We start from the raw sequence: 26,548 nt of genomic DNA on the forward strand, positions 1-26,548 counted from the left end.
GAGTGGGCTTTTTTACGTTCAGCGGATCCGCAAGCGATTGCGTTTGCTTCGCGTTGCAAGCATGCATAAGTAAATAAACAAGGCGAACAGCAATGTAATGATCAAGCTGTGGCATAAGGAAATATAAAGATTGACACCTGTATAAACGGTTAATATACCAGTTGCAGCCTGAAGCACTACGAAAGTGATTGCAAGTCCCATGCTGAATGTAAGCACGCGATAATGTGAATAATGTCTGAAAACGATCCAGGCAATATAGAAGACCCAAATAATCAATAGTAGTGCGGCAAAGCGATGTAGGTATTGAACGTAATCCTGTACGGAAGAAGGAAATACGATCCCGCCTTTTTTGAAAGGCCAAACTGGCAAGGCAAGACTGGCTTTTTCATGACGGACCAAAGCACCTGTATAAATGGTAATATACGTATACAGTGTCACTAAATAAAAATGGATTCGTAATTTCGTATCCATTACGAGATTGCGGGCATCAAATTTGCGGTCGACTTCAAAGATCATCAGACACAAGAGCACGATCGCGGCATAACAGATCACAGAGATACCGAAGTGGAGCGCCATAATATAAGGATTTTGTCCCCAGATCACGGCTGCAGCTCCCATGAAAGCCTGCAAAATCAAGAAAAGAACTGCAACGATGGCAAATGGTTTTGCTTCGCGGCGGTCTTTGATATAGATCCAAGAACAGATTGCTAGAACGAGTACAAAAATAGTGCTGACTCCTGTCGTCATTCGGTGCATGACCTCAATGATCTTTTGCGGGGTGACGTCTGTCAAGCGGACAAATTGACCATTACACAGTGGCCAAGTATTTCCGCAGCCATCAGCCGAACCGGTTTTTGTTACGAGCGCTCCGCCAAACACAACGAATGTCATACATAAAATCGTCAGTACCGACCATACCTTTAGGAATTTTCTCATCAGTTAGTTATCTCTCCTTTAAAGATGGATGCTTGCTGAACAAATGAATAATGTAACAAACACATTATTTTAATTGTAGCTTGTTTTAAAATAGAAGTAAAGGAGAACAAAATGGAAAAAACAAGCCAATTGATTGACAATGAGCGAATGATTTCACATAATAGTAGTTGATATGCAATCAGTTCGCAATCACTGAATATCTATCTGCATTTTTTGAGGGGGAAGACTTGTGAGTCAAAAAGAAAGAGCGTATAGCACGGCCGTAAACAGCCGTTTCACGGTACGCGACTTTACAGAATTAGTGAAAATAGGAATCGTCAACTCGAATACCATTACAGCTTTCACAGGAATGTGGTTAGCTTTTCAATTGAATGGTATTTCTTTTATGCAAAATATGAACATTGTCATCTTTACTATTATTGGATCAGCACTTATCGTCGCTGCTTCTGGCGCATTTAACAATGTCTATGATCGGGATATCGATGGCGCGATGGAGCGTACAAAAGACCGGCCGACAATGACTGGTAAGATCAGCGGCAGCCGTGCCATGATCATTGCCAGCGTTTTAGGGATCGTCGGAACGATCTTGCTGTTTATGACGACTTGGCAAGCTGGTGTAATCGGAATTGCTGGAGTCTTTTTGTATGCTGTTGTTTATACGATGTGGGCAAAGCGTCACCTAGTCAGCAACACGATTATCGGCAGTTTTTCCGGTGCAGTACCACCACTGATCGGCTGGTACGCCGTGACGCCACATTTTAGTTGGGTACCGATCATGCTGTTTCTAGTTATGTTCTGCTGGCAGCCGCCGCATTTCTATGCAATTGCGATCCGCCGGGTGGAAGAATACCGTGCAGCAGGCATCCCCATGCTTCCTGTTGTAAAAGGCTTTGAACGCACACGGATCAGCATGTTGATCTGGGTAGTATTTTTAACTGTATTGCCATTCTTTATGACAGCGTTAGGACCTGTTTACGTTGTATTAGCAACCGTCTTGAACCTAGGCTGGCTCGCATTAGGCTTATATGGTTTTAAAATGAAAGACATCACTAAATGGGCGACATGGATGTTTATCTACTCACTGAATTACATGACGATCTTGTTCGTTGCAATGGTCGTTATCGCGATTTTCTTATAAGAAAGCTAAAAAAAGCATGCCGGATCTTTCTGGTATGCTTTTTTGATTGGAAAATGGAGATATCGCAATTCCAATCTCTGCTTATTTGCGTTACAATAATAGTATCTAACCAAGAATAGCAGAAATACAAGCTGGGAGGGTCAAAGTGAAATTTATTCTTAAAGTTATTCTATTATTAGCCATTTGCTTATTCATCGGTTATAATACGAATTTGTTTTTTAGCAAGCCTGTAAACAATGAAAATCCTTCTGATAAAGCTGTCAAGTTAGATGAACACCTCAAAGACAAAAAGCTAACAAAAGACGAGAAGAAAGAATTAGTCTCAAAATCCAGTTTGGCAAAATACATTAACAAAAACGTTAGCAGCCTAGAAAAAGAATTTGGCAAACCGGTGCGGATCGATCCTTCTGAATACGGCTATCAAAGTTATATTTTCAATCCGAAAAATGCAGGTTATATGCAGGCAGGCGTGCGAGATCAGAAAGTACAGACCATCTATGCGCTTGGTAACGACTTGAATTTGGAACCTTATAAAATCGGAATGTCGGCTGAAAAAATCTTTACCGATGCGAATCTGCAATCAGATCTGGCTTTCTATTACCAAGATAATTATTACCGCTTCGAGCTTTCCGAGGAAGACTTGAATATCCATCCATTGGTAAACTTAGGCAGCGGGGTATACGCACAACTTAATTTTGATAGAATGACATCTAAATTGGTAAGCATTAGATATGTAAATAAATTAGCGCTGATCAAACTACATCCCTACGAAATGACATACCAGGGCGATGTCTTTACTGAAACCGTTTCTCCAGAAAAACGGAAGAAGATCGATGCTGCCGAAGATCAGCAGATTTTTGAAATCACAAACATTATTCGCGACCGTTATGGAGTAGGGACACTTCTCTATAATGATCGAGTGGCAACCGTTGCTTATAATCACAGCGTTGATATGAAAGTCAATGATTACTTTGATCATGAATCACCTAAATATGGAAGTCTTGCCGATCGTTTCTCCCGGGCCAATATTCCGTATAAAGAAGCCGGTGAGAATCTCGCATTCAATTATATCGATGCCGGTGCTGTCGTCGAAGGCTGGCTCAACTCGGAAGGACACCGGGCAAATCTGCTCAATAAATCCTTCAAAGAAGTAGGAAATGGCACCTTTCAAAAGTACTATACGCAGAATTTCCTGACCAAATAAAACGCAAGACAATCAGCAGCCTAGCGTGGTATAATAGGGGATATCTTTTTAATTAACTGATGGAGGTGGCAATTTTGCTTGCAACAATGGAAAACTTGGCATTATTAGATGCGGCAGATGAACTTTCGCAGATGATAATCGGCTCTGAAGAAATGGAAGCCTATCAAGCAGCAAAAGAAGCGCTGCAGACTAATCCAGAAACACAAGCAAGAATCAAACAGTTCACCAAAATAAAAGAACAATATGAGGAAGTTAGTCGTTTCGGACGCTATCATCCTGATCATAAAGAAGTAACGCGAAAAGCACGTGCCTTCAAGCGCGAAGTAGATATGGATGAAAATGTAGCTGTTTTCCGCCGAGCAGAAATGGATCTTCAATCTTTGCTCGATGAGATCAGTATCCTTCTTGCAAGTGCTGTTTCTGACAACATCAAAGTACCTACCGGCAATCCGTTTTTTGAACAAAAATCGGCTTGCAGTACGGGCGGTTGTGGTTCAGGCGGCGGTTGCGGTTGCTCTGCATAATCATCCTGAGAGGTAAAGGGGATGAAGGAAATGGAAAATGATCGTCAAGCGATCGTAATTTGGATGAGCCACTTGAAGCAAGTGCGGTCATTGAAACGCTTTGGGAATGTACATTATGTATCACGTAAACTGAAATATGCCGTACTTTACTGTGATATGGACAGAATTCCTGAGATCACGGAGAAACTTTCACGATTTCACTATGTGAAGCGTATTGAAGAATCGTACCGGCCATTCTTAAAGACCGAATACGAATCCAAAAAAGAAAGTGGTTTAGAAAAACGGCAGGAAGATGTACAGATCAGTATATAAAAAAGGGGAGCTTAGGTTTTTTCCTAAGTTCCTTTTTATGAACCATAGAAAGGTGTAGATAAACATGAGAGTTATCGCTGGCGACAGAAAGGGTCATGCGTTGAAAGCCGTTCCCGGCAACGATACCAGACCGACCACCGATAAAATCAAAGAATCATTATTCTCCATTATCGGTCCTTATTTCGATGGAGAGAAAGTATTAGATCTATTTGCCGGAAGCGGAGGATTAGGAATTGAAGCATTGAGTCGCGGCGCAGGGGAAGCTGTCTTTATCGATCAGGCGATCAGTGCAGTGAAAACGATCCAAACGAATTTAAAAAGCGTCCGTCTGGATAAACAAGCATCCGTTTATCGCAATGACTGGCAGCGGGCACTCAAACTTCTGCATCAGTCGGAAAAGCAGTTTGATCTAGTTTTTCTCGATCCCCCTTATAAACTGCATGCTTTGGAAAAGATCATCCAGATGTTAGAAGAACAAGCACTGCTAGCTGACGGGGCTGTCATCGTTGCGGAACATGAAAAAGCAGAAATGCTGCCGGATCAGATTGCCAGCTGTGACTTGATTCGCGAGGTAGCTTACGGAATCACGATCTTATCTATTTATTCCTATAAGGAGGAAACCGCTAATGACTGAAAAAATCGCGATCATTCCGGGGAGTTTTGACCCGATCACTAATGGACATTTGGATATTATTGAACGAGCTGCCAAAGTATTTGATGTGCTATATGTTTCCGTACTCGCTAATTCATCCAAACAACCGCTTTTTGATCTAGATACACGTTTAGCACTGATTAAGGAAGTAACGGCACATATCCCGCAGGTTCGTGTAGAGAGCGCGCAAGGCCTCACTGTCCAATATGCTGCCTCTAAGGGAGCAGTGGCCATCGTACGCGGACTTCGTGCCGTCAGCGACTTTGAATACGAAATGCAGATCGCTTCGATGAACCGGACATTGGAAGAAGACGTAGAAACTTTCTTCGTCATGACAAACAGCAAGTATTCTTTCCTCAGTTCCAGTATCGTCAAAGAAGTTGCGAAGTACCAAGGTGATATCAGCGGACTCGTTCCGAAAGCAGTAGAAGAAGCTATTCAGGCGAAATTTAGATAAAGCAAGAGAGGACTAAGCGTATGCGCAAACAAAAAACAAAAATAGCGGTCATTATTATTTTAGTTATCTTGATTATCGGCTTTTTTATCCCCGTTCCCTATTATATTTCTAAACCGGGCGGAACCGAAAAGTTGAATGATCTTGTTACCGTTTCTGGAAAAGCAGATCATAAGAAAGGGTCTTTCAGCTTGGTAACAGTGGCAATGGCGAAAGCGAATCCCTATACGTATCTGCTTGCTAAAATGATGCCCTATTATGAATTGGAAAAAGTAGACGATGTTCGTTATAAAAACGAAACCGATGCAGAGTATAATGTCAGACAGCTGTATATGATGAACGAATCCAAAAACAATGCGATCCAAGCGGCTTATCATGCGGCAAAAAGACCGCTTCAAGTCAACTATCAAGGCATCTATGTTCTCAGTGTTCGCACCAACACACCGGCTGCTAAAAAAATCAAGGCCGGTGATCTAATTACTGCGATCGACGGGAAGGCATTCAAATCGAGTGAGGCATTTATTAAATATGTCAAAGCAAAGAAAACCGGAGCTACCGTCTCGCTTACTTACAAACGCGATAGAAAAGCAGCAAAAACGGTTCGTATCAAACTGATAGCATTGGACAAAAAAGGAACTCCAGGAATCGGGATCACGCTAGTCGACGATAAAACAGTGAAAGCCTCGCCAAAAGCTGACATTGATTCAGAAAAAATCGGCGGACCTTCCGCTGGCTTGATGTTCACGTTAGAACTTTACAGCCGTTTTTCACCAAATGACTTGTCTAAGGGCAAACAAATAGCCGGGACAGGAACGATCGACCCGGCTGGAAATGTCGGCAGGATCGGCGGCATTGATCAAAAGATCGTCGCAGCCGATAAAAGTGGAGCAAGTATTTTCTTTGCCCCAGATGATAAAATCACAAAAGCTGTTTTGGCAGTAGAGCCGGGAGCGATCAGCAACTATGCAGAAGCTAAAAAAACAGCCAAGGCGATCCATTCTAAAATGAAGATCGTCCCTGTCAAAACTTTTCAAGATGCGCTCAACTATTTAACACACAATGTTAAGTAAGATAAGGCGGCCGCGTGAAATCTGCCTGCCGGTAGTCTTGTAGAGCAACTGGTAGCGTATAAACAGCTGTGGCCCGTAAATCAAGTTCCAGCAGTTCGGCTGGTGCCTTGGAAACTGTAGAAACGATCGGCAGCGGAATTTCTTTTTTCCATGTCGTCATATATTTACGTCCAGCCGCAGACATGCCGAGAATCCGTAGATAAGGCTGATAGTGCTCGCTTTTTAAGTGATGAAGCAAGATATGCAGCGCAGTCCGCTGGATTCTGGCATTGCTGTAGCGTTTTGTCTGAACGGATTTTAGGAAAGCAGTGAAATCCGAACTTTTTTGAGCCGCTGCTTGGAATCGGTTTTCAATGCCTTCACTTACAAGTCTGTTTGCGGCTAATTCTGCGGGCTCTGCCGTTAGTAAGCGATATTGCAAGAAAGGGTAATAATCCGCCCACGAAATAAAAGGACCGTGATAGGCTGCTAAAATTGCTTTGGTAGTAGCGGGAAGATAATGGCTTGCTGCTTCTAGACCTTGTTCAAGCAAGAGTCTACGAATAGCCGTAGCGCTAGCGATACTGGGGTGAGTAATTGCTTGATCATGAAAACCGGCATGTGCGCGCGGCATCGTATGCAACTGGATAGCAAACTGATTCTTAGCGATCGCTAGCGCATAATGAAAGCCAAGGATATTATTCGGCTTAGTGACATCGATGCTCGTGTTTGAAAAAACAGATCGGAGAGCCGTTGCAAAAGCAACTGGATAAGATGTTTCCTTTCGCTGCAGCAAATGTTGCAATGTATGTGCAAATTCGTCATGTTGCTTGAGCATCTGTTCGGATAATTGAACAAATGCTTCGCTGTCGCCATGTTCGCTTCCGAAGAAAAGGTGGTTGACTCGCATTGCTGCAAGCAGCTCAACGGCCTTTTCCGCAAAAACCGCTGCTTGCTGTGTAGCTGCCAAGACCGGCAGTTCGATCACGATATCCACACCCGCATCGATCGCCATTTGGGCGCGTTCCCATTTTGGAACGATCGCCGGTTCGCCGCGTTGCACAAACGAGCCACTCATTACAGCGATCACGACATCTGCATCGGTTGCTTCCCGCGCCGCCTTTAAGTGTAGGGCGTGTCCGTTATGAAAAGGATTATATTCCACAATGATACCAGTGACATTCATTTTGATTCCTCCGCTTTTTTATTCGCAAAAGTTTTATTTCTAGTTTATCATAAAAGTAGAAAGAAGGAACAAAGGGAATGTCAAGAAAAAATATTGACAAAAGAGCCTGAAAAAGCTATAATATCTTTTGTTGCGCTTGGAGTGATAAATGATGAAATGGTCTATGATTCAATTGCGAAAACAACCAGAAAACTTACTAGAAATAGACGAAAAGGTTGATTTAGAAGAATTTCTAAAAGCAAACAACCCAGACGTAAGAAAAGCAACACCTGTCCACGTGACGGGAAACCTGCAAGTCAGTCAAGATAGTGTAACGGCAACGCTTCGTCTGCAAGGCGAATGGACGTTACCTTGTGCACGCACATTAGTAGACGTACAAGTACCTTATGATATCCACAGCATCGAATCGTTTACGAAAAGTACGGCACAACTCTTAGATGAGTCTTGGCATTTGATGGAGCAAGATATTGTGGAACTTACACCTGTAGTAGAGGAACTTTTATTAGTAGAAATCCCAATGCAAGTCTTTAGTAGCGATGCAGATTCCGAAACATTGCCAAAAGGAAAAGAATGGGAACTGCAAACAGAAGAACAAAACCTCGCTGCAAAAGAACAGACAGCACCAAAAGTGGATCCTCGTCTTGCTGGGCTGGCGCAATTTTTCGATGAAGAAAAAGAGTAGCCACAAGCCTGAGCAAAGCTGGAATATATTTACAAATTGCTTCATTTAGAAGTGGCACTAACCGCTTCATTTTATCAAGGAGGTGTATAGAAATGGCAGTACCTTTTAGAAGAACATCTAAAGCAAAAAAACGCAAACGTCGTACGCATTATAAATTAGAAGTTCCAGGCATGACTGAATGCCCGAACTGTGGAGAATACAAACTTTCTCACCGTGTTTGTCCTGAATGTGGACATTATGATGGTAAAGATGTAGTAAATAACTAAATTGCGTAAAAACAAGTAACGCTTACTTGTTGATCTGTAAACCACAAAAGACGCCATGGGTCTTTTGTGGTTTTTTATTTATGTACAAAGCCGCTAGGAGTTTGGTAAAATAAAAGGAAATCACGTAAAGGAAGAGTGCCATGGAGCAGAAAATGAAAATCGGTGTGTTAGGTGGTGGAGCCTTAGGGATGCTGTATGGCGGAGCTTTCAGCAAAACTTATCCGACCACGATCTACACGAGAACAGAGGAACAAGCGCGCAAAATTACGCAAAATGGCCTGTTGCTGTCAATCGGAACGAAGCGGAAAAAGCTGTTTCCTGCAGCTTTGGTCAGCGGAAAGCTCGCTAGCTCCCAGTCGATCGATATTCTTTTTGTAGCGCTTAAATCCTATCAACTCCCAGCATTTATGCCGCTACTTAGACAATTGCCAGCACACATTGTCCTTTGTTTTCTTTCCAATGGTATCGGACATTTGGCTTACTTAAATGATTTGCCCGCCCGGACTGTGATCGTAGCGACAAGTGAACATGGTGCTGTACGCGAGCAGCTTAATCAGCTAGATTGGCGTGGAATGGGTAAAACGAATTACAGCTATTATCGCCAAATAAGAGAAGATACGGTGATGTTGGATGCTTTTTTTGAGGCGCAGACAGAGTTTATCTTTCAGAAGCATGCCGACTATCTACCCATGCTATTCCGAAAATTGATCGCAAACAGTTGCATCAATCCACTCACTGCGATCTGGCAAGTAAATAATGGCCAATTGATCGAAGTAGAAGGCTACCGGCGGATCTTAAAAGTGCTTGTGACGGAAGTAGAAGGCGTGCTTGGACTTACCGATCAGTGGGAACAAGTGGTGGCGATCTGCCGGGGAACAGCAGAGAATTTTTCATCCATGGCGACGGATATTGCCAACCAGCGGCCGACGGAAGCAGGCAGCATTCTTAAACCGATTTTAGAAATGGCGACTGAAAAAGGAATTGGTACACCGCTACTTGAATTGATCTATGAAAAAATAATCCACTTGGAAAGGAAGTCTTAAATTGGAATGGCTTAAATCGATCTCATATTGGCTTGTTGTTTCCCCACTACTTGTTTTCTTTCTAACGGTTTTTATTTTAAGATTCCGCTATCGGAGAGGTCAACGGGCGGTCAAATATGCCTGTGACGCTGCTACATTATTTTTACTGGCGGCGATCCCGGCATTCAGCGGGCAGCTTTTCCACCGTACATATGGACTGAATTTTCTATTGGTACTGCTTTTGCTGGGAGTACTCCTCACTTTCTTTTATGCGAAAAAAGAAGGCGAGATCCATTACGGAAAGCTTTTCCGGCTATATTGGCGCGTACTGTTTTTAGTGCTGACGATCCTTTATCTGCTTTTGTGCTTGTTTGGAATCGGCTGGAGCATTTATTTATATATGGTATAAAAAAAGACAGATCATGAGGGAACTGTCTTTTTTTTGCATTAAACCTTACTGAAATTGTCAGATTTAACATAACTGTCGCAGAACTAATACATAACTTAACGATATTGTTAGGAAAAGTAGCTTGTTCCTTATATGCAGCTGTTATACAATATGGCGTATATTGAGAAAGGAGGATGTTATGAAGATTATCTTACGTGCGATTATCGGACTATTATTTGTTTATCACGGAGTCATCAAACTTATCGATTTTGATCAGACAGGCGCATTTTTTAATCAATTAGGACTGAATCAAGCAATTCTCGTCTTAGTGGTGGCGATCGAGATCATTGGCGGATTGGCCCTTGCCTTAGGTCTGTTGGTTCCATACGTGAGCATTTTACTTATTATCGTCTTAGCCGGTGCCATTTTCACTGTGAAAAGGCAGTCAGGGCTAGCGAGTATGGAATTGGAATTTGTTTACATCGTCAATTTATTGTACTTATTAGCAACATCAAGTTTCAGCAAAGTATTACAATGGAAAGCATAATACCATTCAAAAAATAACACATTAGGGAGCCAACTTTTCTTCATAAAAGTTGGCTCAGCTTGGCGAAAAACGCTCATCTTCGTCGTTAAAGCCTGCGTTCCGATGCTCACGTACACAAGTACGCTCCGCTTCGGTACTCGACTTTGCCTAGAATCCAATCATTTTTCGCCAAGCTGGGAATAGCTAGGAAATGATTGAAATGGTGTTTTTCTTCAGTCTGAGCCAACTTTTCTTCAGAAAAGTTGGCTTTTTGTTATGTCTTTATAAAAAGTGGGGGAGAAGTGGGAGATCCCCCCACCGCTCCCCACAAATTTTTCACAATCCATCTAATTGAAGAATGGCTTTAAATAAAGGTTTATAGATGTAGCGGGAAAAGATTAGGCAAAAATATCGAAAAAATTTAGAAAAAATGTGGTGCGAAGTGGGGAGATGTGGTAAAGTGGTACATAAGAAAGTGGGTGAAGTCTAATGTTCATGGGAGAATATCAACACAACATTGATATAAAGGGACGGCTGATCGTGCCGGCTAAATTTCGTGAGTCATTAGGCGAGAGCTTTGTGATTACCCGCGGACTGGATAAGTGTTTATTCGCCTATCCACAAGCAGAATGGGACAAATTAGAAAATAAATTACAAAATCTACCACTTACTAAAAAGGACGCTCGTTCTTTTACACGTTTCTTCTTTTCAGGTGCATCAGAATGCGAATTGGATAAACAAGGACGGATCAATATTCCTTCTAACTTGCTTCAATACGCGGACTTGGAAAAGGAAACAGTGATCATTGGAGTTTCTAATCGTATTGAAATATGGAGCAAACCAGAGTGGGAAACTACTTTCAGCGAAGCAGAGGAATCCTTTGCCGATATCGCTGAGAATATGATTGGCTTCGATATCTAAGGAGAGTGAGCAAATTGTTTAAACACGATACCGTTTTGCTACATGAAACAGTAGACATGCTGGATATCAAACCCGACGGCATTTATGTAGATGCAACACTTGGCGGGGCAGGACATTCGGAATACCTACTAAGTAAATTAAATAAAAAAGGGCATTTATATGCTTTTGACCAAGACCAAACCGCTATTGATCATGCAAAAGAGCGGCTTGCGCCTTATACAGGGAGTGTTACTTTCGTAAAAAGCAATTTCCGATTTATGAAAGAAGCGTTAGCAGAACATGGTGTGACGGAAGTGGACGGGATCTTATATGATCTTGGCGTTTCTTCACCGCAACTCGATGTCCGTGAAAGAGGTTTCAGCTATCATCAAGACGCAGAACTGGACATGCGAATGGATCAGGAGCAATCACTCACAGCCAAAGAAGTGGTGAACGAATGGCGTTATGAAGATCTTGTTCGTATCTTTTTCCAATATGGAGAAGAAAAATTTTCCAAACAGATCGCCAGAGAAATCGAACGTCGTCGCAGCGAAAAAACGATCGAAACAACTGGAGAGCTAGTCGACATCATTAAAACCGCGATTCCAGCCCCGGCAAGACGAAAGGGCGGACATCCCGGAAAACGCGTTTTCCAAGCAATTCGCATCGCAGTCAACGATGAGCTTGACGCCGTGAGCGAGTCACTGGAAAAGGCATTGCTACTACTAAAAACAAACGGTAGGATCAGCGTGATCACTTTCCATTCCTTGGAAGACCGGATCACCAAACAACTATTCAAACAAAAAACCACGGCCCAAGAAACACCACGAGGCTTGCCAGTTATCCCTGATGAATATCAACCGGATTTTGAACTAGTAACCAGAAAACCGATTTTGCCGAGTGAAGCAGAAATGGCAACGAATAATCGTGCCCGATCGGCAAAACTACGAGTGATCGCTAAGAAATAAACCAATGTAGGAGTTGAAATTAATGAGCAATGTGGCCTATAAAACCGATGCAGCACCTAATATACATAGAAAGCAAGCTCCGGTACCAGAACCGTCCAAACAACCATTAAGACGCGGAAAAGTAACCCTCGGAGAAAAATTACTGATCTCGATCGCTGTAGCCATTGTACTCATCATGGCCTTCCGCATTATCAGTGTGCAAGCACAGATCTATTCCATTAATGAAAAGACGCAAAACCAAGAAACAAAAGTAAGTGCGAAAGAAAAACAGACAGGTGACCTTTCTACGGAAGTAAAATCACTTAGCCGTTATGAACGTGTGTATAAATTAGCAAAGAAAAAGGGACTAAAACTAAACGGTGAAAACGTGAAAGTAGTTGGCGGCCAGTGAAACGGCGAATAGGGAATCGAAGAAGAGGGGCGTTATTGCTTGTTGCCTTATTTACCGTTCTATTCCTAGCGTTAGCAGCCAAATTCCTATACTTGCAAATCAGCGGTTATTCCAACGGTGTACCGTTAGCCGCAAAAGCAGCGAAACAGCATTTGAAATCAACAACGATCGATGCGAAGCGTGGTTCGATCTTGGACTCCAAAGGCGAAGTGCTTGCCGAAGATACGTCAACCTTTACACTAGCAGCAGTTCTCAGCAAAGACGCTTCCAAGGACCAAAAAACACCGCTCCATGTCGTGGATAAAGAAAAAACAGCCGAAGTATTGGCGAAATATCTGCCAATCAAAGAAGACGCTGTTTTAAAAGAGTTGCAGAAAAAAGACAAATACCAAGTTGAATTTGGGGCAGCTGGGAAAAACATCTCGGTTGCGACAAAAGAAAAAATTGAAAAAGCGAAATTGCCAGGCCTTATTTTCACTAGACAAGCGGAACGTTTTTATCCAAATGGCGTCTTAGCAGCCGAAGTGATCGGCTTTGCCCAACGAGATGAAAAAACGAACCAGCTAGTTGGGAAAATGGGACTGGAAAAACAATTGAATGATGAATTAGAAGGCAAGGACGGCAAATTGAATTACAGCACTGACCGCATGGGCTATATCCTGCCAAATTCCAAGACGAATGTGAAACCTGCTGTAGATGGGAAAAATATTACGTTGACGACTGATAAGAAAATCCAGACTTTCCTCGAAGACACGATGAATTCGGTCAATGAAAAATATCATCCCAAAAACATGATGGCAGTGGTCGCTAATCCGAAAACAGGAGAGATCCTAGCGATGAGCCAGCGTCCGACATTCAATCCAAGCACAAAAGCTGGATTAGAATCAAAAAACAGTGGTGTATGGCAAGACCTTCCTGTCGAATATGCGTATGAACCAGGTTCGGTTATGAAAGTCTTTTCGTTAGCGTCAGCAATCGATGCCGGAGTTTACAATCCTAACGAGTATTATAAATCCGGTATCTATAAAGTCGGCGATATTCAAATCCACGATCATAATCGCGTCGGTTGGGGCTCGATCCCGTTTCGGGAAGGACTCGAACGTTCGAGTAACGTTGCTTTCGCAAGACTATTAGATAAATTAGGCACCGACCGCTTTTTATCTTATTTGAAGAAATTCAAATTTGGTGAAAAAACGGGCGTTGATCTTCCAAACGAAAGCAGTGGGAAGATCGTCTATAATTATCCTGTTGAAAAAGTAACTAATGTTTTCGGACAAGGTTCAAGTTATTCGATGATGCAAATGCTCCAAGCTGCAACAGCAGTAGCGAGCGATGGCAAAATGAAACAGCCGCATGTGATTGCTAAAATCACCGATCCGAATACAGGGAAAACGAAAAAAACCAAAGTCAAGATCACCGGGCAGCCGATCAGTGCCGCAACAGCAAAACGGACACGCGAAGAACTGCGTTATGTTATCGATGGCGAAAACGGTACTGGGAAATTATACGCTATCCCCGGTTACGATGTGGCAGGGAAAACAGGGACAGCGCAAATCGCTGATCCGAAAACTGGTAAATATATGTACGGCATGGATAACTACCTCTTTTCCTTTATGGGAATGGCACCTGCAGATGATCCTAAACTGATCATGTATGTGACCATGCAGCAACCACAACTTGAAAACGGCCCTGCCGGATCAACAGGTGGTCAAGCAGTTGCCGATATTTTCAATCCAGTCATGAAAACCAGCCTGCAATATATGAATATCAAACCTTCGACGGTCAAAAAGTCAGAAGTGATCAAAGCGCCAGTGGTTACCGATAAATCAGTGACCGAAGCAAAAGAGCTGTTGGAGAAAAAGGATCTTGCACCTGTCATTATCGGCAGCGGCAAAAAAATCGTCCAACAACTACCAAAACCAGGAACCACTCTATTGAAAGGCCAACGGGTCGTCATGCTGACAGAAGGCGCAATGACGATGCCTGACATGCGGAACTGGTCGAAAGACGATGCACTCAAAGTATCCGAAATCACAGGTATCCCATTTGAATTCCAAGGCGACGGCTATGTGAAAAGCCAAAACGTGACGAAAGGAACGACTATCAACAGTAAGTCGAAAATTCGTCTGAAGATGGTCTCACCAGATAAGTTGGATGCCTTTAACAAGAATAATGACCATAAAAGTCAATCGGAAACAAAAAAAGAAACGGATGTCCAAGAAAACGAAGGCATTGGCAGTCTTTTAAATGGATAATTTTCGGGAATGAAAGAGTAGAAGATAAAAGCAAAATGTTTGTCTATCCTGAAAACAGGCAATAATAGACACATTTTGCTTTTTCTTGTTTAGGACTATTGGTGACTAGCATTAGCGCGTCGTTTTTGCTAAGATAGATAAGGATTATTCCTTGGAAAGTATATAAAGGAGATGGAAGTTTTGAAATTACAGACGCTTTTAACAAGCATTCCTGCCTACCGAACAAGTCAAGATCTATCCGGTGAGATCACAAATATCGAACAAGATAGCAGAAAAGTAGTTTCAGGAACACTTTTTATATGTATCGACGGCGAGATCGTAGATGGGCACCAATTTGCTAAACAAGCTGAAGCGAATGGTGCAACAGCGATTTTAGCTGAAAAAGAAATCGATGTTTCGATCCCGGTTGTTTATGTGAAAGACAGCAAACGGGCAATGGCGATTTTGGCGGACCGCTTTTATGGATCGCCATCGCAAAAAATGAAAATGATCGGTGTGACCGGCACAAATGGTAAAACGACAGTAACGCATTTGGTTGAACAAATCGTTCGCGATGCGGGCTCGGAAACTGGGCTGATCGGAACCATGTATCGCAAAATCGGCCGTGAGATCTTAGAAACGAAAAATACCACACCAGATAGCCTGACACTGCAGCGGACCTATCATGAAATGCTGGCAGCGGATGTGCAAACAGTTGCGATGGAAGTTTCTTCTCACGCACTCGTGCAAGGACGGACTTACGGAACGGATTTCGATATCGCGGTCTTTACGAACTTATCACAAGATCACTTAGACTATCACAAGACAATGGAAGAATATGCCTACGCAAAAAGCTTGCTGTTTGCCCAACTTGGCAATAGCTACGATAGTGAAAAACCGAAGTATGCTATTATTAATCAAGACGATCCAGTAAGTCAGCGGATGAAAACAGCTACAGCTGCTCCGGTGATTACATATGGTATAGATAAAGCTGCCGATTTTGGCGCGACTGATGTCATGGTAACAAGCAGCGGTACGACCTTCAAGCTGCATACCCCGGATGGCGATTTTGACGTCCGGATCAAAATGATCGGCAAATTTAGTATCTATAACTGTTTGGCTGCACTTGCCACCAGTTATGCTCTTGAGATCCCGATACATCAGGCAATCACTTCTTTGGAAAAGGTCCAAGGTGTCGCCGGCCGTTTTGAAATCGTCGATGCTGGTCAAGATTTTACTGTCATCGTTGATTACGCCCATACACCAGACGGACTATTAAATGTATTAGAAACGATTGAAGAATTCAAACGAAGTCGTGTATTCGCAATTGTCGGATGTGGCGGTGACCGTGACAAAGGAAAACGACCGCAAATGGCAAAAATCGCGATCGATTATGCGACCGATCCTGTCTTCACATCTGATAATCCGCGCAGCGAAGACCCTGAGGCGATCATCCAAGATATGCTTGCAGGACTTCCCGCAAATGCAGTTTATCAGGTACGAACGGACCGCAAAGAAGCAATTACCTATGCCGTAAATGAAGCACAGGCAGGCGATGTTATCTTGATTGCTGGAAAAGGCCATGAAACCTATCAAATCATCGGCGATCAAGTCTTGGATTTTGATGACCGCGCCGTTGCAAGGGAAGCTATTGAAAAAAAGGAAAGACTCGCATAAAATATACGTAATGAATCCATTTAAGCTTTAAAAAAAGATTGGGGAGAAAAAGATTGTCCATTTATATGTTATTGTCAGCACTTGTTATCGCCTTTATTATTACCGTTATCGGAGTACCACTTTTCATACCTTATTTAGTACGCTTGAAATTTGGTCAAAGCATTCGGGATGAAGGCCCAAAACTACATGAAAAGAAATCCGGAACACCAACGATGGGAGCAATCATTTATTTGATCGCGATCTGCGTCAGCTTCTTATTTATGGCAATCGTAAACAAAGAGATGACGGCAGGAAGCTGGCTTCTTTTGATCACGCTGGTATTGTTCGGGATCTTAGGATTTATGGATGACTATATCAAAGTGGTACAGAAAAGAAATCTTGGACTTACATCCAAGCAAAAATTTATTGGACAAGTTGTTATTTCACTTCTCTTTTTCGTGATCTATCACGTTAATCATTTTGCGGAAACATTACGCGTTCCGTTTACTGACATCGAAGTATCACTTTCTTGGTTCTTTGTGATTTTCATTTTATTCTGGCTAGTTGGTTTTTCCAACGCTGTGAATTTGACAGACGGACTAGACGGTTTAGTATCAGGACTTAGCAGTATCGCCTTTCTTGCTTTTGGTATCATTGCAGTCCATCAGCAGCAAAATGATGTCGCGCTGTTTTGTTTCGCGATTGTCGGGGGAATGATCGGTTTCTTGATCTTCAACAAAAATCCGGCAAAAATCTTTATGGGAGATACTGGTTCGCTTGCGCTCGGTGGCGCGATTGCTGCTGTTTCGATCCTTTTAAAACAAGAGTGGCTATTGCTCTTGATCGGTATCGTCTTTGTTATTGAAACTGCTTCCGTTATTTTACAAGTAGCTTACTTTAAACTCACTGGAGGCAAACGAATATTCCGCATGACCCCGATCCATCACCATTTCGAACTTGGTGGCTGGAAAGAGTGGCGCGTCGTTCTTACTTTTTGGGTGGTAGGACTTGCTTCTGCGGTTATAGCACTATGCATGGTTTGGTATGGATAATGTTTTAATCAATAAAGCGTCTCTTCTTAGCCGTTTCTGAACAAGAAAATGCTGAAAAAGTGACGCTTTTCTGTCATATTTAATATAATTCTTCTCTGGAAAAGAGAAAGGGTGGGGGAAGTAATGAAAAAAGTAGAAGACTATCAATATAAAAAAGTGCTTGTTTTAGGCCTCGCAAGAAGTGGCGTCAGCGCTGCTTCGATCATGCACAAACTTGGCGCATTCGTTACTGTTAATGATCAAAAGCCATTTAGCGAAAACCCGGAAGCACAGGGACTTTTAGAACAAGGGATAAAAGTGATCTGTGGCTCGCATCCGATTGAATTATTGGATGAAGGGTTTGAATTAGTTATCAAAAATCCGGGTATCCCGTACAACAATCCAATGATCCAAAAAGCGCTGCAGCTGAAGATCCCGGTAATTACCGAAGTCGAATTGGCTTATCAGATCTCAGATGCGCCGATCATCGGTATCACAGGTACAAACGGAAAAACAACGACAACAACCATCATCCATCATATGCTCAATGAGCGTCAGGCGGATAATTCCCTATTGGCCGGGAACATTGGCTTTCCAGCTTCTATGGTTGCAAGCAAAGCGCTTCCTGAACAATATATCACGATGGAGCTCTCTTCCTTCCAATTGATGGGGATCGATACTTTCCACCCGCATATTTCGGTGATCACCAATATTTATGAAGCACATTTGGATTATCATGCGGATCGTGATGAATACGTCCAAGCAAAATGGAAAATCCAAAAAAACCAAACTGCCGATGATATTCTTGTTATCAACTGGGATCAAGAAGAATTAAAAACATTGACGAAAAAAACGAAAGCACAGATCGTTCCCTTTTCCACTACACAGAAGCTGGGACTTGGAAGCTATGTGCAAAACGGTAAATTGATGTTCAATGATGAAATCGTTGGTGAACGCGCCGATATTCTGCTGCCCGGTGATCATAACTTAGAAAATATCCTTGCTTCGATCGCAGTCGCAAAAACGATCGGTGTCAGCAATGAGCAGATCATGCAAGTCTTAAAAACGTTCAAAGGTGTTCCACATCGGACTCAATTTGTCACCGAATGGCACGGCAGAAAATTTTATAACGATTCCAAGGCAACTAATATTTTAGCGACTCAGAGTGCATTAAAGGGTTTTAAGGAACCTGTAGTTTTACTTGCAGGCGGACTCGACCGCGGCAATGAGTTTGACGAACTGCTGCCGTTTTTCCAACATGTCAAAGCCTTAGTCTGCTTTGGCGAAACAGCGGAAAAAATCGGGCGTATCGGCAAACAATCGGGGACAGAGGTCTTCTACGTAGAAAATGTCGAAGCAGCTGTACCGGTGGCGTTTGAAGCTTCCAGCCCCGGCGATGTGATCCTGCTTTCACCTGCATGTGCCAGCTGGGATCAATATCGGACATTTGAAGTCCGTGGGAATAAATACATGGAAGCAATCGAAGCATTACAAAATGAGGTGGAAAAATGAAGATAGCAATTAGCGGAGGAGGAACGGGCGGTCATATCTATCCTGCTCTAGCCCTTGTTCGAGAATTGAAAAAAAACCATCCCGACGCCGAATTTTTATATATCGGCACAGAAAAGGGACTGGAAAATAAAATCGTCCCGCGCGAAGGGATCCCATTTGAAACAATTGACATCACCGGATTCAAACGTTCTTTATCAATGGAGAATTTCAAAACGGTCATGCGTTTTTTCAAAGGAGTCAAAAAAAGCAAACAACTGCTGAAAGAATTTCGCCCCGATGTCGTGATCGGCACAGGCGGCTATGTTTGCGGTCCTGTCGTTTACGCGGCGAGCAGACTCAATATCCCCAGTATCATCCATGAACAAAACAGTGTGGCTGGACTGACGAATAAATTCTTGAGCCGTTTCGTGACGAAAGTAGCGATCTGCTTTGAAGAAGCCAGTGATGCTTTTCCTTCTGAAAAAATCGTCTTTACCGGTAATCCACGTGCCCAGGAAGTAGTGGGCATCGATGCCCCAGACGTTCTGCAAAAATATGGTTTGGATCCGGAAAAACAGACAGTGCTTGTTTTTGGCGGAAGCCGTGGCGCAAGAGGCATCAACGAAGCAATCGAAACGATCCTGCCCAAATGGGATCAACGTGCATACCAGCTACTGTATGTTACCGGCGATGTACATTATGAAAAAATCAAAGATACACTGCCAAATTTAGGGACCCATATCAGCGTGGTACCGTTTATTTATGATATGCCAAGTATTTTAAATGCAGTTGATTTGGTTGTTTCAAGAGCCGGGGCAACGACACTTGCGGAATTGACTGCCTTGGGACTGCCGAGTATCTTGATCCCAAGTCCATATGTAACAGCTAATCATCAAGAGAAAAATGCCCGTGCGCTGGAGAAAAACGGTGCAGCAGTCGTTATTACAGAAGCAGAACTGAAAAATACGGACATGATGCAAGTAATCGACAGTATCATATTAGATGCTGAAAAATTAAAAGCAATGCGATTTGAAGCGAAACAAATGGGTACGCCGGATGCCGCAGATCGATTAGCAAGATTGGTGATGGAAATCCGGAAGTAATACGTGAAGGAGGCTGGAAAGATGGCAGAAAACAGACGAGTCATTTCGATGGAAAGTCGAGTCCCGGAATTAAAAAAATACCGCCGCAAAAAGTTGCTTCGCCATCTTACCATCTTAGTAAGCTTTTTTGCATTACTTATTCTTATTACTGTTTATTTCCTATCCCCGCTCAGTAAACTTTCTGTTATTTACGTGGAGGGCAATAAGCAGTTGACAGAGCAAGACGTGAAAGACCAAAGCGACTTGGAAATAGGTGAATACATTTTTGCGATCAACAAGAAGCAGGTTGCAGCGCACCTGAAGAAAAACAAATTGGTCAAAAAAGCCACTGTGACCCAGCAAGGCTTGAATCGTATTCAATTACATATCGAAGAATACCAAACGATCGGCTACGAACAGAAAGACGGCAGCTACTATGATATTTTGGAAAATGGTATCTTGCTGAAAAATCAATCTCGAAAATTCCCGATCGGCAACAGTCTATTATTCAAAAACTTCCAAAACGGTCCGCTGCTGAAATCGCTCATCAAGGAAGTCGGACAACTGCCAGATGATGTGCGCGAATCGATCTCAGAAATCATTTATGAACCGACTAAGACTGACAAAAAGCATATCCATCTTTTCATGAACGATGGAAATCAAGTGCAGGCGACGATCTACTCCTTTGCCGATAAAATGAAACACTATCCGCAAATCGTCTCCCAATTGCAAGAAGGGCAAAAAGGAACGATCGATTTAGAAGTTGGAACGATTTTTGAAAGTTATTATCAGCAAAATAAACAAAAAAAGAAAAAATAGAAACGCATGTTCTGAAAAAACCGAAAAATTCACAATTTCTTTAAAAAACCATTAAAATTGCGAGTTTCTGCTTTAATTACGCTTCTAGTTAGTGTAGACTAGAAATAAGTTATTTCAACCTTTAAGAGGAATAAACAACGCCAAAAAAGAAATAGAAACTGCACTCAAAAAAATAAAACATTGACAAAATAAATTTTTCAGTAACTAGAGGAGGTGCCGATCGTGGATGATAATGAAATTTATGTAAGTTTAGACATTGGGACGTCTTCCGTTAAAGTCATTATTGCCGAAATGGCAAATGAGCGTCTCAATATAATCGGTGTGGGGGAATCCCCATCGCAAGGAATCAAAAAAGGAATTATTATCGACATTGATAAGACGGTAGATTCCATTAAAAAAGCAATCTCACAAGCAGAAAGAATGGTCGGCGTTGAGATTTCTCAAGTGATCGTTGGTATCGTTTCGAATCAAGTCCACTTGGAACCGTGTCACGGAATCGTGGCAATAAGCAGCGAAAACAACGAGATCACAGATGACGATGTTTGGAATGTAATGGATGCGGCACAAGTCGTTTCATTAGCTCCCGACCGTGAGATCATCAGTACGATTCCGGATCAGTTTATTGTAGATGGTTTTTCTGGCATCACAGACCCAAGAAGAATGATCGGTGTCCGCTTGGAAATGGAAGGGACATTGGTTACGGGCTCAAAAACTATTTTACATAACACACTTCGCTGCGTAGAACGCGCTGGTCTCGAAGTAACTGATATCGTCTTGCAGCCGCTTGCGGAGGCATCGATCTCGCTTTCAGAAGATGACAAAGAATTTGGAACGGCTCTGATCAACGTTGGAGCTGGAACGACGACGATCAGCGTGTTTGAACAAGGGAAATTGACATATACAAATGTCCTTTCTGTCGGCGGCGAAAATATTTCCAAAGACTTGTCACTTGGGCTGAATACTTCTACAGCAAATGCAGAGCAAGTAAAAGTCGAACATGGCTATGCTTTTTATGATGACGCATCCGCAGATGAAGTTGTCGGCGTGGATGTGATCGGCAGCAACCAAAAGCAACATTTTACACAGTTGGAAGTAGCAGATATCATTGAAGCAAGAATGGAAGAAATCTTCCAGCTTGTGATCAATGATCTGGCAAGCGTCGGTAAATCTAACTTGCCGGGTGGTTATGTGATCACCGGAGGCGGCGTTGCTGTCCCTGGTTCTATTGATCTAGCAGGCAAAGTATTTGCTTCTCATGTCAGGCTCGCAAGCCCAGATTACATCGGTGTTCGTGAACCACGTTTCACGACAGCAGTCGGATTGATCCAATCCGCTTATGAGCAAGCTCTTGTAGAAGGACGCGATGTAAGTAGCAAGCCGCAAGAATTAACCGAAACGGAACAAGCAAATACATCAGCACCTAAACCGAAGCCTAAGAAGTCGGATAACGAAAAAGTATCGACGAAAGTCAAAAACTTTTTTGGTGCATTTTTTGAATAAATAAAGTGGAAGATAAAAGAAATAAAACAGTTAACTAGGAGGCAAAAGTATGTTAGAGTTTGATACGACTTCAGAAAGCTTGGCAACAATCAAAGTGATCGGTGTTGGCGGCGGCGGGAATAACGCTGTCAATCGTATGATCGATCATGGCGTGCAAGGCGTTGAGTTTATTTCTGTTAATACAGACGCGCAAGCATTGAAACTTGCAAAATCTGAAACAAAATTACAAATCGGAACAAAATTGACTCGTGGTCTTGGAGCTGGCGCTGTACCGGAAATCGGTAAAAAAGCCGCAGAAGAAAGCCGCGAACAAATCGAAGAAGCGTTAAAAGGTTCCGATATGGTTTTTGTAACTGCCGGAATGGGTGGCGGAACTGGAACAGGAGCTGCACCGGTCATCGCACAGATCGCAAAAGAAATGGGAGCATTGACTGTTGGTGTTGTGACACGTCCATTCGGATTTGAAGGTCCAAAACGTACGAAACAAGCATCAAATGGTGCAGAAGCAATGAAAGAAGCGGTTGATACACTTATCATTATCCCAAATGACCGCTTACTGCAAATCGTCGACAAAAACACACCGATGCTAGAAGCTTTCCGTGAAGCGGATAACGTGCTTCGCCAAGGTGTTCAAGGAATCTCTGATTTGATCGCTGTACCGGGACTTATCAACCTTGACTTTGCCGATGTGAAAACGATTATGACAAACCGTGGTTCTGCTTTAATGGGTATCGGTATCGCTACTGGCGAAAACCGTGCAGCCGATGCTGCCAAAAAAGCAATTTCGTCTCCACTTCTTGAAACATCGATCGATGGTGCAAAAGGTGTACTGATGAATATTACCGGTGGATCGAACCTTAGCTTGTATGAAGTACAAGAAGCTGCTGAGATCGTTTCCAATGCCTCAGATGAAGATGTGAATATGATCTTCGGTTCCGTTATCAACGACGAGTTAAAGGATGAATTGATCGTTACGGTTATTGCTACAGGCTTTGATGAAAGCAAACAAGCGGCACAACGTAGCAACCAAGCAACGCGCTCGAACAATAATGCACAGCCGATCCAAGTAAACCGTCCGAATTATGCTACACAAGACAACCAAGAACCAAAAGGCGAACAGCCGAAACGACACGAAGAACAAGTAGACCCTGCAAATGATGTTGACGTACCAGCATTTATCCGCAATCGTAACCGCCGTAAATAAACAGTTAGGTTTCAGCATACTGGATTATGGGAAAATGTGAAAGATAATAGGTGGGAAGTCATGAATGAGCAAACGAAACTGACAGAAGTAAAACAGCGTATCGAAGCAGCATGCAAGCGAGCTGATCGTTCCACAGATTCTGTGGAATTGATCGCCGTTACCAAGCATGTAGATGCAGCGAAGATTCTTGATCTGCATCAGCTGGGGTTAAGCCAATTTGGGGAAAATCGAGCTGACGTGCTTGTCAAGAAAGCGGCCGAGCTAAAAGACCATTCGATCGACTGGCATTATATCGGTTCCTTGCAGACCAGAAAAGTTCGTCAAGTCTTGCCTCTGATCAGCTGCCTGCATTCCTTGGATCGTGAATCGCTGGCTGTAGAGATCGAAAAGCGGGCAGAAACAGAGATCCCTTGTTTTCTGCAAGTGAATATTACCGGAGAAGCATCGAAACACGGTTTTTCGCCGGAAGAAGCACTTGCTTTTGTAAATCGCTTTGATTTTCAAAAAATCAAAGTGATCGGTCTAATGACAATGGCGCCACTTACTGAGGACGACGCTATCATCCGCCAAGCATTTACTGACTTAGCTGCGCTTGGCCAAGCAATTCAAAAACTAGCTGTGCGACAAGCGCCATGTTTAAAACTATCCATGGGAATGACCAATGATTTTGAGATCGCGATCGAAGAAGGTGCGACGCATATACGAATCGGCAGAGCATTAGTGGAATAATTTAATTTTTGGAGGTGTGACTCATATGGGAATTGCAAATAAATTCAAGACTTTTTTCTTCTTAGATGAAGAAGAGGCACAATATGAAGAAGAGCAGACAGTAGAAAAACAGCCGGTCGAAACAAGACCTAAAAAAGAGAAAAATAGATTCCAAGCAGTAGAAAAAGAGTCGAAGGTGGTCAGCATGCAAGGAGCACAATATTCCAGCCGAATGGTTTTAGTTGAACCGCGTGTTTATGCGGAAGCGCAAGAACTTGCCGATTATTTGAAAGACTATCGTTCTGTTGTTGTCAATCTGCAGCGCATCAATCGCGATCAAGCAATTCGGATCGTCGACTTTTTAAGTGGAACAGTTTATGCACTTGGTGGAGACATTCAAAGAATCGGAAATAATATTTTCCTTTGCACGCCTGAAAACGTGGAAGTGGATGGCGCTATTTCTGAAATGTTAGATGAACAAAACTTCATGTAGAAATAGAGAGGTGTAACGCAGGGTGCAAGAGATTTTATTACAGATAATTAATGTTGTGTTATTTATCATCCAATGGTTACCGACTTTAATGTTTGTTTACTTTTTGATGAGTTGGTTCCCAGGAGCACGCCAATCTAAAATTGGACGAATATTAGGACGTATTTTCGAACCGATTTTAGAACCGTTCAGAAAAATAATTCCGCCGATTGGCATGTTTGATATTTCGTCATTGATTGCATATATTGTATTTCAGTATGCAATGCGTGTGTTAACGATGTTGATTGCTAATTATATCGTTCCTCTGTTATTTTAAAAGGTGGATAACAGGAAGACTTGCTGTCAGAAGCGAGTCTTTTTTTAGAGAAATGGTATAATAAAAGGGATGAAAGAGGGAATTTACGATGGAAGGCATTTACCAGCATTTTAGACCAGAAGAATATGATTTTATTGATAAAATGACAGCTCTAGTGGCGCAAGTAGAGGATGAATACACACCACGGCTCACACATTTTCTTGATCCGAGGCAGGAGTTCATCGTCCAAACGGTCATTGGTAGCTATGAAAATATCAAAGTTGCTTTTAATGGTGGTCGTGCGCATACGGAACGCGTCCGCGCATTGATCTATCCAGATTATTACGAACCGGCAGAAACTGATTTTGAGATTGCCCTTTTCCAAATCCGCTATCCAGTCAAATTCACAACACTCACGCACCAAAAAATATTGGGGACACTGATGTCGCTTGGAATGAAACGTGATATCTTCGGCGACATTTTGGAAAAAGAAGATATTTGGCAGTTTTTCGTAGAAGCAAGTATGAAAGATTATTTATCGACGCAAATCGAGAAGATCGGCAAGGTGAACGTCATGTTAGAAGAGGTCCCGTTGACGGATGCGATCCTGACACATGTAGATTGGATCGAAAAAGCGATCACCGTTTCTAGTCTGCGCTTAGATGTTTTGATCGCTGCCAGCCATAATATCTCACGCCAAAAGGCCAAGCAACTCGTTCAAGGCGGTCTAGTAAGAGTGAACTGGAAGACGATTGAGAACGCCGACTTTCTTTGCGTCGCCGAGGATATTATCTCTGTGCGCGGCTACGGCCGAATCAAATTGATGGAAACAAACGGCAAGTCGAAAAAAGATAAGGACAAGATCACGATCGGTTATTTACAATAAGAGAGGAGGAGCATCGTGGAAAAACTGCTCGGCGAGAAACGCCGCCACTATATTTTAGAACAGTTGAAAACAGCAAACACGCCGGTTTCAGGTAGTGAACTGGCGAAAGCGGCTAATGTCAGCCGCCAAGTGATCGTTCAAGATATCTCGCTCTTAAAAGCGAAAGACGAGCCGATCACTGCCACTCCACAAGGTTATGTCTATGTCCGTCCTGAAACAGATAATCGCATTCGCAAAATCATCGCTGTCAACCATACGAAAGCAGAAACCGAACAAGAGCTCACCTTGCTCGTCGACTGTGGAATAACTGTGGTAGATGTAACAGTAGAACACCCGATTTATGGCGAAATTACGGCGGCACTTCATGTGAAAAATCGTTTCGATGTCGATAAATTCATTCAGAAAGTGCGCACGACCAATGCCTCACTCCTCGCTGAATTGACCGGAAGCGTTCATCTGCATACGATCGAGGCAGATACAGAAGAACAGATTTCCAAAGGAATCGCGGCGCTCGATAAAGCAGGATTCTTGATTTGAAAAAACGAATAATTTTC

General features: G+C 42.7%; 30 protein-coding genes. 28 read left to right on the top strand and 2 right to left on the bottom strand.

Annotated elements, in window-relative coordinates; all coding sequences use genetic code 11:
• Positions 1 to 18 precede the first annotated feature (18 nt).
• Positions 19 to 936 carry a COX15/CtaA family protein gene (locus HMPREF0556_RS09985; RefSeq protein WP_003758203.1) on the bottom strand — a complete coding sequence of 306 codons (918 nt, stop codon included), beginning with the start codon at positions 934 to 936 and terminating at the stop codon, positions 19 to 21.
• 229 nt (positions 937 to 1,165) lie between these two features.
• Here HMPREF0556_RS09985 and cyoE point away from each other — a divergent pair, with 229 nt between their 5' ends.
• The 7 genes from cyoE (at position 1,166) to HMPREF0556_RS10020 (ending at position 6,290) form a co-directional block, all read left to right on the top strand.
• Positions 1,166 to 2,074 carry a heme o synthase gene (gene cyoE / locus HMPREF0556_RS09990; protein ID WP_003758205.1) on the top strand — a complete coding sequence of 303 codons (909 nt, stop codon included), beginning with the start codon at positions 1,166 to 1,168 and terminating at the stop codon, positions 2,072 to 2,074.
• 145 nt (positions 2,075 to 2,219) lie between these two features.
• Positions 2,220 to 3,278: a CAP domain-containing protein gene (locus HMPREF0556_RS09995; RefSeq protein WP_003758207.1), complete on the top strand. Its 1,059-nt coding sequence runs from the start codon at positions 2,220 to 2,222 to the stop codon at positions 3,276 to 3,278.
• A gap of 74 nt (positions 3,279 to 3,352) precedes the next feature.
• The gene (locus HMPREF0556_RS10000) at positions 3,353 to 3,802 is read left to right on the top strand and encodes a YlbF/YmcA family competence regulator (RefSeq protein ID WP_036104633.1); all 450 of its coding nucleotides are present in this window, start codon (positions 3,353 to 3,355) and stop codon (positions 3,800 to 3,802) included.
• 30 nt (positions 3,803 to 3,832) lie between these two features.
• A complete protein-coding gene (locus tag HMPREF0556_RS10005) occupies positions 3,833 to 4,114 on the top strand; it encodes a DUF2129 domain-containing protein (RefSeq protein WP_036104632.1) in 282 nt (93 codons plus the stop codon).
• Between the two features lie 64 nt (positions 4,115 to 4,178).
• The gene (gene rsmD / locus HMPREF0556_RS10010; protein ID WP_003758212.1) at positions 4,179 to 4,748 is read left to right on the top strand and encodes a 16S rRNA (guanine(966)-N(2))-methyltransferase RsmD; all 570 of its coding nucleotides are present in this window, start codon (positions 4,179 to 4,181) and stop codon (positions 4,746 to 4,748) included.
• Entirely contained in the window at positions 4,741 to 5,223 is a 483-nt protein-coding gene (coaD, locus tag HMPREF0556_RS10015; RefSeq protein ID WP_003758213.1) for a pantetheine-phosphate adenylyltransferase, read from the top strand. Before rsmD ends, coaD begins: the two co-directional genes overlap by 8 nt.
• A 20-nt stretch (positions 5,224 to 5,243) precedes the next feature.
• On the top strand, positions 5,244 to 6,290 hold the full coding sequence (locus tag HMPREF0556_RS10020) for a SepM family pheromone-processing serine protease (RefSeq protein WP_003758215.1): 1,047 nt from the start codon (positions 5,244 to 5,246) through the stop codon (positions 6,288 to 6,290).
• Here HMPREF0556_RS10020 and HMPREF0556_RS10025 read toward each other — a convergent pair.
• Complete coding sequence (locus HMPREF0556_RS10025; RefSeq protein ID WP_003758217.1) at positions 6,283 to 7,455, bottom strand: nucleotidyltransferase; 1,173 nt, start codon at positions 7,453 to 7,455, stop codon at positions 6,283 to 6,285. The genes HMPREF0556_RS10020 and HMPREF0556_RS10025 overlap by 8 nt on opposite strands.
• A 151-nt stretch (positions 7,456 to 7,606) precedes the next feature.
• Here HMPREF0556_RS10025 and HMPREF0556_RS10030 point away from each other — a divergent pair, with 151 nt between their 5' ends.
• The 21 genes from HMPREF0556_RS10030 (at position 7,607) to HMPREF0556_RS10130 (ending at position 26,531) form a co-directional block, all read left to right on the top strand.
• Positions 7,607 to 8,137 (top strand): YceD family protein, encoded by a 531-nt coding sequence (locus HMPREF0556_RS10030; protein WP_040486741.1) that lies wholly within the window; start codon positions 7,607 to 7,609, stop codon positions 8,135 to 8,137.
• 92 nt (positions 8,138 to 8,229) lie between these two features.
• Complete coding sequence (rpmF, locus tag HMPREF0556_RS10035; RefSeq protein WP_003758220.1) at positions 8,230 to 8,403, top strand: 50S ribosomal protein L32; 174 nt, start codon at positions 8,230 to 8,232, stop codon at positions 8,401 to 8,403.
• Positions 8,404 to 8,543: 140 nt separating this feature from the next.
• Complete coding sequence (locus HMPREF0556_RS10040; protein ID WP_003758222.1) at positions 8,544 to 9,446, top strand: 2-dehydropantoate 2-reductase; 903 nt, start codon at positions 8,544 to 8,546, stop codon at positions 9,444 to 9,446.
• Position 9,447: 1 nt separating this feature from the next.
• Positions 9,448 to 9,834: a DUF3397 domain-containing protein gene (locus HMPREF0556_RS10045; RefSeq protein WP_003758223.1), complete on the top strand. Its 387-nt coding sequence runs from the start codon at positions 9,448 to 9,450 to the stop codon at positions 9,832 to 9,834.
• Between the two features lie 178 nt (positions 9,835 to 10,012).
• Entirely contained in the window at positions 10,013 to 10,360 is a 348-nt protein-coding gene (locus HMPREF0556_RS10050) for a DoxX family protein (protein WP_003758225.1), read from the top strand.
• Between the two features lie 468 nt (positions 10,361 to 10,828).
• Complete coding sequence (gene mraZ / locus HMPREF0556_RS10055; RefSeq protein ID WP_003758227.1) at positions 10,829 to 11,260, top strand: division/cell wall cluster transcriptional repressor MraZ; 432 nt, start codon at positions 10,829 to 10,831, stop codon at positions 11,258 to 11,260.
• Positions 11,261 to 11,274: 14 nt separating this feature from the next.
• Complete coding sequence (gene rsmH, locus HMPREF0556_RS10060; RefSeq protein ID WP_036104611.1) at positions 11,275 to 12,207, top strand: 16S rRNA (cytosine(1402)-N(4))-methyltransferase RsmH; 933 nt, start codon at positions 11,275 to 11,277, stop codon at positions 12,205 to 12,207.
• 22 nt (positions 12,208 to 12,229) lie between these two features.
• Positions 12,230 to 12,598 (top strand): cell division protein FtsL, encoded by a 369-nt coding sequence (gene ftsL / locus HMPREF0556_RS10065; protein ID WP_003758231.1) that lies wholly within the window; start codon positions 12,230 to 12,232, stop codon positions 12,596 to 12,598.
• Entirely contained in the window at positions 12,595 to 14,853 is a 2,259-nt protein-coding gene (locus HMPREF0556_RS10070; protein WP_003758233.1) for a penicillin-binding protein, read from the top strand. The genes ftsL and HMPREF0556_RS10070 overlap by 4 nt, the downstream gene beginning before the upstream one ends.
• 180 nt (positions 14,854 to 15,033) lie before the next feature.
• A complete protein-coding gene (locus tag HMPREF0556_RS10075) occupies positions 15,034 to 16,509 on the top strand; it encodes a UDP-N-acetylmuramoyl-L-alanyl-D-glutamate--2,6-diaminopimelate ligase (RefSeq protein ID WP_040486743.1) in 1,476 nt (491 codons plus the stop codon).
• A 53-nt stretch (positions 16,510 to 16,562) separates the two neighbouring features.
• Complete coding sequence (gene mraY, locus HMPREF0556_RS10080; RefSeq protein WP_003758236.1) at positions 16,563 to 17,540, top strand: phospho-N-acetylmuramoyl-pentapeptide-transferase; 978 nt, start codon at positions 16,563 to 16,565, stop codon at positions 17,538 to 17,540.
• A 123-nt stretch (positions 17,541 to 17,663) separates the two neighbouring features.
• Positions 17,664 to 19,031 carry a UDP-N-acetylmuramoyl-L-alanine--D-glutamate ligase gene (gene murD / locus HMPREF0556_RS10085; protein WP_003758238.1) on the top strand — a complete coding sequence of 456 codons (1,368 nt, stop codon included), beginning with the start codon at positions 17,664 to 17,666 and terminating at the stop codon, positions 19,029 to 19,031.
• The gene (gene murG / locus HMPREF0556_RS10090; RefSeq protein WP_003758240.1) at positions 19,028 to 20,113 is read left to right on the top strand and encodes an undecaprenyldiphospho-muramoylpentapeptide beta-N-acetylglucosaminyltransferase; all 1,086 of its coding nucleotides are present in this window, start codon (positions 19,028 to 19,030) and stop codon (positions 20,111 to 20,113) included. Before murD ends, murG begins: the two co-directional genes overlap by 4 nt.
• Before the next feature lie 21 nt (positions 20,114 to 20,134).
• Complete coding sequence (locus HMPREF0556_RS10095; RefSeq protein WP_040486745.1) at positions 20,135 to 20,911, top strand: cell division protein FtsQ/DivIB; 777 nt, start codon at positions 20,135 to 20,137, stop codon at positions 20,909 to 20,911.
• Between the two features lie 222 nt (positions 20,912 to 21,133).
• Positions 21,134 to 22,411 (top strand): cell division protein FtsA, encoded by a 1,278-nt coding sequence (gene ftsA, locus HMPREF0556_RS10100; RefSeq protein WP_003758244.1) that lies wholly within the window; start codon positions 21,134 to 21,136, stop codon positions 22,409 to 22,411.
• 49 nt (positions 22,412 to 22,460) lie between these two features.
• Entirely contained in the window at positions 22,461 to 23,615 is a 1,155-nt protein-coding gene (gene ftsZ / locus HMPREF0556_RS10105; RefSeq protein WP_003758246.1) for a cell division protein FtsZ, read from the top strand.
• A gap of 60 nt (positions 23,616 to 23,675) precedes the next feature.
• Positions 23,676 to 24,344 (top strand): YggS family pyridoxal phosphate-dependent enzyme, encoded by a 669-nt coding sequence (locus HMPREF0556_RS10110; protein ID WP_040486748.1) that lies wholly within the window; start codon positions 23,676 to 23,678, stop codon positions 24,342 to 24,344.
• Between the two features lie 25 nt (positions 24,345 to 24,369).
• Positions 24,370 to 24,816 (top strand): cell division protein SepF, encoded by a 447-nt coding sequence (locus tag HMPREF0556_RS10115; RefSeq protein ID WP_003758249.1) that lies wholly within the window; start codon positions 24,370 to 24,372, stop codon positions 24,814 to 24,816.
• A gap of 22 nt (positions 24,817 to 24,838) precedes the next feature.
• Complete coding sequence (locus HMPREF0556_RS10120; protein ID WP_003758251.1) at positions 24,839 to 25,129, top strand: YggT family protein; 291 nt, start codon at positions 24,839 to 24,841, stop codon at positions 25,127 to 25,129.
• Positions 25,130 to 25,217: 88 nt separating this feature from the next.
• Positions 25,218 to 25,994, top strand: a complete 777-nt coding sequence (locus tag HMPREF0556_RS10125) for a YlmH family RNA-binding protein (protein WP_003758252.1) — start codon at positions 25,218 to 25,220, stop codon at positions 25,992 to 25,994.
• Between the two features lie 15 nt (positions 25,995 to 26,009).
• Positions 26,010 to 26,531 carry a transcription repressor NadR gene (locus tag HMPREF0556_RS10130; protein WP_003758254.1) on the top strand — a complete coding sequence of 174 codons (522 nt, stop codon included), beginning with the start codon at positions 26,010 to 26,012 and terminating at the stop codon, positions 26,529 to 26,531.
• The last annotated feature ends 17 nt before the right edge of the window (positions 26,532 to 26,548 follow it).

It is taken from the genome of Listeria grayi DSM 20601, assembly GCF_000148995.1.
Lineage (GTDB): Bacteria > Bacillota > Bacilli > Lactobacillales > Listeriaceae > Listeria > Listeria grayi.